The sequence below is a fragment of the Flavobacterium sp. genome, assembly GCF_003525665.1.
Taxonomy (GTDB): domain Bacteria; phylum Bacteroidota; class Bacteroidia; order Flavobacteriales; family Flavobacteriaceae; genus Flavobacterium.
This window is the reverse complement of the sequence record NZ_DQDX01000037.1, coordinates 1-7,177: the sequence shown is the minus strand read 5'-3', so window position 1 is coordinate 7,177 and position 7,177 is coordinate 1. Positions and strand designations below refer to the sequence as shown.

The following is a 7,177-nucleotide window of genomic DNA, read 5'->3' as shown; positions in this document are numbered from 1 at the left end:
GTTTTTAAAGATAATTTCTCAAAGAATTTTTAGATTACTTCAATTTAAAAATCGGGTTCTTTAAAATACTCCATTTTAATCTAAAACCAAATTCTGTATAGGTAAATCCTGAAACTGCCGCAGAAGCAATATTACTCTTCAATCCGTACACGTTAGCTAACAATCGATCAGAGAATTTATAACCCAATTTGGCTTGAATTCTATAAGTTGATTGTTTATCTAATTTTTCAATATATTGAAAACCCGTTGCGCCGTTTAAGTTATAAAAGAAGGAACCTTTTTCAGCTATTTTCTCATCTTTCATTAATTCCACAAAAACTTCATACGCATTAAATTGACTCGGACTAAAATAAACCGCTGGCACTTGGTCTTTAAACGAAATGAATTGGTAATTGAATCCACCTTTTAAAACAGGTTTCGATAAAAAGCTGTAATATAATGATGTAAACAATAAATTACGAGTATTGTTATCTGATTGCGTTGTATAAAAGTATTGTGTAAACCAACCCAATTTAAAGTTTGAACCAATATTATAATTAAAATAGTAGTTATTGGCTGAAATTTGTTTGTCAATCAAGTCGGTATTAAAATTTTGCAAATCACGTTTGTAACCAATTTCTAAATCTTGCAATTTCATTGGTTTAATTTTGAAGTACGAATTCAACAGCAAAGAGGTATAGCTAGCTGTTGTTGAACTTGCTGAGGTAATTCCGCCATCAATATTAAAACTTACTTTAGGATGAAATTTATAGGATGCACCAACCAAGAAATCATTAGCTTTAGCACTTACATTAGTAACAGAATTGTCTGTTTTTCTGTATTGATACGTAGTATTCACTGACCATTTGGTAGAAAGCGGAAAAGTAATCAACGTTCGTGAAGTAATCGCGGTATTGTTCCCATTATCAAACGAATAACTCAATTTTTCTTCCAAAGTTGGCGTATGTTCTTCATTTAATTTATTCAAAAAATTGGTAGCATCGTTCTGGTTTTTGAAAATTTCTAACGTTTGATAAACGGCTTTGTAAGCGTTGTCAATTTCTCCTGAAGCATTATATGCATTGGCAATACCAAGATTTCCATCGAACGATTTTGAGTCATTTACCAAAATATTTTCGTAAAACTTTATGCTATCTTTAAAATCACTTTTATAAATAGCCAATGTTGCTGATAATGCTAATAACCAATTTTCATTTGCATAAAGTTGGTTTAATTCCGTAATTTTTGCTGCTGCTAATTTGTATTTTTTATTCCAAATAAGCGCTTGAACATAGCGTTCGTGAGTTTGCTTGATTAAATTTTCATCTTTGGTTTCGCCAATTTTAGCAACTGCTTTTTCAGAAATTTCAAGCGCTTTGCTTTCTTTTCCGGCGATATGTTCTACTAAAGACAATCCGTTGAGTGCCAAAATCGGATCAGAATTAGACAATAATTTATAGGTTTCTCTTCCTTTTCCACTGTTTTTAGTTATCAAATACAAATTGGCTTTATTCAATAACGTTTCTTTATCATTAGGAAAATCAGCTAATATTTCATTGTAAAAAGTTTCTGCTTCAGTATATTTTTTCGCCGAAACCATTTCGTTCGCGTAACCCAATTTTATGTATTTTCTAGAAACCAAAGCACCGCCGTTTCCTGGAGATAGTTCTAAAGCTTTATTTACATTAGACAACGCATCTTTAAATTCTTTTAAATTGGATAGCGTATTGGCAAAACCAAGATGCGCAACAAAGTTGGTTGGATTGTCAGCAACTAATGTAGTGTAATAGACTTTTGCATCTGCAAACTTTTTATTCCACAGTAACGATTCGGCATAATTTAATTTTATTTCTAAATCATCTGGATAATCACTTTTTAATGTAGTGAATAATGTCAAAGCTTTCTCAGGTTGATTGTTCAACCCAACTGCACGAGCATAACAAAGTCGAGCCGTTTTATTTTGAGGATAGTCCTTTAATATAGTAGTAAAGAAAATTTCAGCTTTATCAAATTCGCCTTTTTCAAGATTAGAAAAACCTTCATTCATATTTTGGGCTTGACCTATAAAACTATAAGTAAAAAGGAAAAGCAGTGCTATTTTTTTAAATGATGTCATTCGTCGATAGTATAATTATTAATGGGTGCAAGTTAGTCATAAACCTTTGATATTTCAACTACAGCAACTTACCGTTCGTCGAATAATATCGATGTCTCGCAGTTAATCGATAGATATTTGCATTAGAAATAAGAAATAAATCAACAGAAATAAAAAATTATCATGGCTTTACTAATTACAAATAACGCAGGAATTTTTGAAATCAACGGAAGTTTAAATTCTCAAAACGCTACATCATTAAAGAATTATTTTGAAGCATTAATAAATGAATCGAGCTTTATAGTTATTTCATTACACCATATTATTGATTTAGATAAAACGGGTTTTCAAGTAATTATTGCATTATATAAAAAAGCACTTTCAAAAAATAAAGCATTTTACATTGTTGGTTATCAAAATCAAAAAGTAGTTGAATTATTTAAAAACGAAAAATTACGATTTTTATTAAACAACAACGCAGCATAATTAAAAAAAAAGCCTAGAAAATAAAGAAAAATTAAAATGTTAAAATCAGTCCAAGTTACAAAGCCATTTATATCAAAACAGTTCAGCGATGAACAGTTGTTTATGGTTACAATGTTAGTAGTAAATGGTGGAAATTTCCTTTATAATCTATTTTTAGGTCTATTTTTAGGTCCAGAAGCTTTTGCCGATGCCGCTATTTTAATTACATTTTTATTGATTTTGTCCTTCATTGGAATGACGTTTCAAATTGTAACTACTAAATATGTAGTAATCTACACTTTTAGAAAACGTATTGCTTTTATTCGATTAATGACAAAATATGCTCTTTTCTCTGGAATTGTTTTAGGATTAATCATCATGGCTTCTTGTAACCTACTGCAAAAAGTCTTTCATACACAATCTGCGTCAATGTTTGTTTTGTTTGGTGCCGGAATTCCACTTTACTTTTTAATGAGTGTGAATCGCGGAATTTATCAAGGAAAAAACAACTTTTTCAATCTGTCGAGAACCTACACTTCAGAAATGATTAGTCGTTTATTGTTTACTATCGTCGCCATCCTTTTTGTCCCAAATCTACCTAGTACAATTATTGTTGCTTCCGGAATTACATTGTCTTTTGTTTTTGGATTGCAACCGTTTCAAAAAATCTTTTTAAAGAAACTTACGCTTGAAAAAAGAGAAACGATAAGCATCCAAAAAATCGCCACCTTTTTTGCCCTTACAGCTTTTTACGAGCTGACCCAAATTATTATAAACAACAGCGATGTAGTTCTAGTGAAGCATTATTTTAACAACCAAGAAGCCGGATTGTATGCTTCGATTGCCTTAATTGGAAGAGCAGTATATTTTGTAGCGTGGATGTTTTTAATGCTACTTTTGCCCACGGTACTTACACTAAAAAAAGAAGGAAAAAATACACGACCTATTTTAATAAAATATTTAGGTTATATAGTTGTATTGTCTACTTTTATTGTAGCTACAACCTATTTATTTCGTGAGCAAGTTGTGTTTTTAATGTTTGGTGAAAATTACCTTTCCATAGCTTTTTTATTATGGAAGTATGCTTTAGCAACATCGATTTTTGCCATTGCCAATATCTTTGCCTACTATTTTCTTTCTATTAATAAACACACACCAGTTGTAATCTCGGGACTTTTAGGATTAACTCAAATAATACTAATTGCGTTATTTCATAAATCATTAGAGCAAGTAATTGAAATGCAAATTATTTCAATGGTAATCTTATTGATTTTTCAGTTGGTCTATTTCTTTTATCACGGTAAAAAGAGTGTTCCATTAAACTAAATTTCAAGTCATCGAATTTAAAAAATTGATAACAGAAAAAAATAGTGCCAAAGCTAATTATTACGCAGCTTCATTGCTTTCTATGGAAAAAAGTTAGTTGGAAATGTATAAAAAAGCAGGTTTTTCTTTTCCTTTTTCATCAATAAAACCAAATTTTTTCTGTCTATTTTTCTGCCAAGGCCATTTTCCGGCAACTTGATTTGGAACAGCAGGAAAATCATATAACGTCCACGACATAAATGCAAGATTGTTCTTTTTGAATAATTCTTGCATTTTTTTATGGTATTCGGCTTGACCATCTTTGGTTGTTCCTGTCCAATTCCAAATTCCGCGATACGATGGAACACCAAATTCCTGAATTACTATTGGTTTTTTTGTTGCTTTATCTTTTATCATATCTGCATGGATATTGAGCATTGAATTGAAGCGTAAACAGGGTTTAGGATCATTTATTTATACAGAGGAAAAAATCAAAATAGGAGAACCGGCTTCTTTATCAGAACTTGTAATTAACGCGTTATTTGGTTTTATATTCGGCTATAAAATTGTTGGTGCATTTACAGTGCCTGATGCACTCAATGATCCTCAATCATTCTTACTATCTTCTCATGGTAATTTTTTATCCGGTATGTTGGTAGCACTGCTTTTTGGCGGGTTGAAATGGTGGGAGAAAAAAAAGCAACAGTTAGAAAAGCCGGAAGAGAGAACTATTCGGATCTGGCCACATGATAGGGTGGGAGATATGGTTATATATGCAGCGTTGTTCGGTTTTCTTGGAGCTAAAATTTTTCATAATCTTGAAAATTGGAATGAGTTTACCAAGGATCCGATTGGGTCGCTCATATCATTTAGCGGCCTTACTTTTTACGGCGGACTAATTTGTGCAGGGCTTGCCATTTATTGGTATGCCCGTAAAAATAAAATCACATTTATTCATTTGCTCGATGCTTTTGCTCCTACCATGATGTTTGCTTATGCACTAGGTAGGGTAGGATGCCAGATTAGCGGCGATGGTGATTGGGGAATTGTGAATACTAATCCAAAACCATTTACATGGCTTCCTAATTTTTTATGGAGCTACCAGTATCCGCATAATGTATTAAGTGTAGGTGAGCGTATACCCGGTTGCGTGGGCGAGCAATTTTGTAATCAATTGCCATTTCCGGTATATCCTACTCCATTATATGAAGTTATTGTTTGTGCTCTTTTATTTCTTGTAATTTGGGTTTTACGTAAGAAAATTAAAATACCCGGATTATTATTTTCTATTTATCTGATGATGAATGGAGTGGAAAGATTTTTAATTGAGAAAATTAGAGTAGATACAAAATACGATTTGCCATTTCATCCAACACAAGCAGAGCTCATTTCATTAGCATTATTTATTGGTGGTGTGTATATGTTTTATGCATGTAATAAACGCGCAAAAACTACAGCATAAGCTTCGGCTTCGACTTCGCTCAGCCTACGCTACTCTATGGCCTATCCCCTATAACCTATTCCCTATACCCTAAACCTTATAGCTTATAGCTTATAGCCTACACCCTCTACCCTATACCCTATCCCCTAAATCCCCAACCCAAACCTCTCCGCTGCTTCCTTGGCTGATTCATATCCGGCATCTGCATGTGTTATTACTCCGATACCGGGATCGTTCCGTAATACGCGAGATAATCTTGCTGCGGCTTCATCGGTACCATCTGCAACAATTACCATACCTGCATGAATACTATATCCCATACCTACCCCACCGCCATGATGCAAGCTTACCCAGCTGGCACCACCGGCAGTGCTAAGCAGTGCATTCAAAATAGGCCAGTCGGCTACAGCATCGCTGCCATCGAGCATAGCTTCTGTTTCTCTGTTGGGAGATGCTACCGAACCGGTATCTAAATGATCTCTTCCTATAACAATGGGTGCTTTTAGTTTTCCTTCTTTTACTAATTGATTAAAAGCCAATCCCGTTCGCTCGCGCTCGCCTTGTCCTAACCAACATATACGTGCCGGTAATCCTTGAAAACTAATTTTTTCTTTTGCCATTTTCATCCATCGCTGCATACTTTTATTCTCTGGAAATAATGCTTGTACTACCTCATCTGTAACAGCAATATCTTCCGGATCGCCACTCAATGCAGCCCAACGGAATGGACCTTTGCCTTCGCAGAAAAGCGGACGAATATAGGCCGGTACAAAACCCGGAAACTCAAAAGCCCTGCCTCTATTGGCTTCATTAATAGCAATACGTGCATCCGGATTATTTTCGTATTCATGAGCACGAGCACGAATATTATTTCCATAATCAAATGTGATAGCGCCCATATCCATCAACTCCAACATCAACTGCACATGCAAATACATACTCTGATAACTAAGCCGTATATACTCTTCCGGATTCGTGCCTCTTAATAAATTAGCCGCTTCATTAGTGAGTTGGTGTGGCACGTAGCCTACTAATGGGTCATGTGCACTGGTCTGATCCGTTAATGTATCGGGAACAATATTTCTCTCTATTAATCTTTGTAATAACGATATGGCATTACATAGCACACCGATACTTTTCGCTTTTCCTTCGGTTTTATATTTGAGGGCTTTATCTATAGCGGCATCTATATCTGTGAATTGTTCGTCTAAATATTTAGTGTCTATTCTTTTATCTATACGCCATTCTTCTACCTCTGCTATCAAAGCAACACCCTCATTCATAGTAATTGCTAAAGGTTGCGCACCACCCATACCGCCTAAACCGGCTGTTACATGTAGCGTACCTTTTAAAGTGCCTCCAAAATGTTTATCCGCAACAGCTGCATAAGTTTCAAAAGTTCCTTGTACAATACCTTGAGAGCCGATATAAATCCAACTACCGGCAGTCATTTGTCCATACATCATTAAACCCTTTTGCTCCAATGCTGTAAAATGTTTCCAATTGGCCCAGTTAGGAACCAATTGTGAATTAGATAATAATACCCTTGGTGCATCTGGATGTGTTTTAAAAACAGCTACGGGCTTACCACTTTGTATCAATAAGGATTCATCGTTCTCCAGGCTTTTTAAGCAAGTAATAATTTTATCCAGCGACTCAAAATTTCTTGCTGCCTTACCTCTTCCGCCATATACAATTAAATCTTCGGGGCGTTCCGCTACTTGGGGATCTAAATTATTCAAGAGCATCCGCAAGGCGGCTTCCTGCACCCATCCTTTACAGTTTAGTGTTGTACCTGTAGGTGTTTTGTATTTTTCCGGGTCGTATTGGTATTGCATGATGGTTATGAGTTTGGAATTAGGAGTTATGAATTAAGAGTTATTAATTCAGAG

6 protein-coding genes are annotated in these 7,177 nt (G+C 34.6%); 3 read left to right on the top strand and 3 right to left on the bottom strand.

Annotated features, from left to right (window positions below):
* Window positions 1-34: 34 nt before the first annotated feature.
* Window positions 35-2,095, bottom strand: a complete 2,061-nt coding sequence (locus DIU01_RS02735; protein ID WP_290831728.1) for a hypothetical protein — start codon at window positions 2,093-2,095, stop codon at window positions 35-37.
* Window positions 2,096-2,257: 162 nt separating this feature from the next.
* On the opposite strand from DIU01_RS02735, the gene DIU01_RS02730 reads away from it, so the two are divergent.
* Window positions 2,258-2,560, top strand: a complete 303-nt coding sequence (locus tag DIU01_RS02730; protein WP_290831727.1) for an STAS domain-containing protein — start codon at window positions 2,258-2,260, stop codon at window positions 2,558-2,560.
* Window positions 2,561-2,596: 36 nt separating this feature from the next.
* Window positions 2,597-3,865, top strand: coding sequence for a sugar isomerase (locus DIU01_RS02725; protein ID WP_290831726.1), 1,269 nt, complete (start codon window positions 2,597-2,599; stop codon window positions 3,863-3,865).
* 93 nt (window positions 3,866-3,958) lie between these two features.
* Here the strand turns inward: DIU01_RS02725 and DIU01_RS02720 are convergent, their stop codons facing one another.
* Window positions 3,959-4,261 (bottom strand): hypothetical protein, encoded by a 303-nt coding sequence (locus DIU01_RS02720; protein WP_290831725.1) that lies wholly within the window; start codon window positions 4,259-4,261, stop codon window positions 3,959-3,961.
* A gap of 25 nt (window positions 4,262-4,286) precedes the next feature.
* On the opposite strand from DIU01_RS02720, the gene DIU01_RS02715 reads away from it, so the two are divergent.
* Window positions 4,287-5,306: a prolipoprotein diacylglyceryl transferase gene (locus DIU01_RS02715; protein WP_290831724.1), complete on the top strand. Its 1,020-nt coding sequence runs from the start codon at window positions 4,287-4,289 to the stop codon at window positions 5,304-5,306.
* Window positions 5,307-5,431: 125 nt separating this feature from the next.
* On the opposite strand, the gene hutU is transcribed toward DIU01_RS02715, so the two are convergent.
* The gene (gene hutU, locus DIU01_RS02710) at window positions 5,432-7,123 is read right to left on the bottom strand and encodes a urocanate hydratase (protein WP_290831723.1); all 1,692 of its coding nucleotides are present in this window, start codon (window positions 7,121-7,123) and stop codon (window positions 5,432-5,434) included.
* Between the last annotated feature and the right edge of the window lie 54 nt (window positions 7,124-7,177).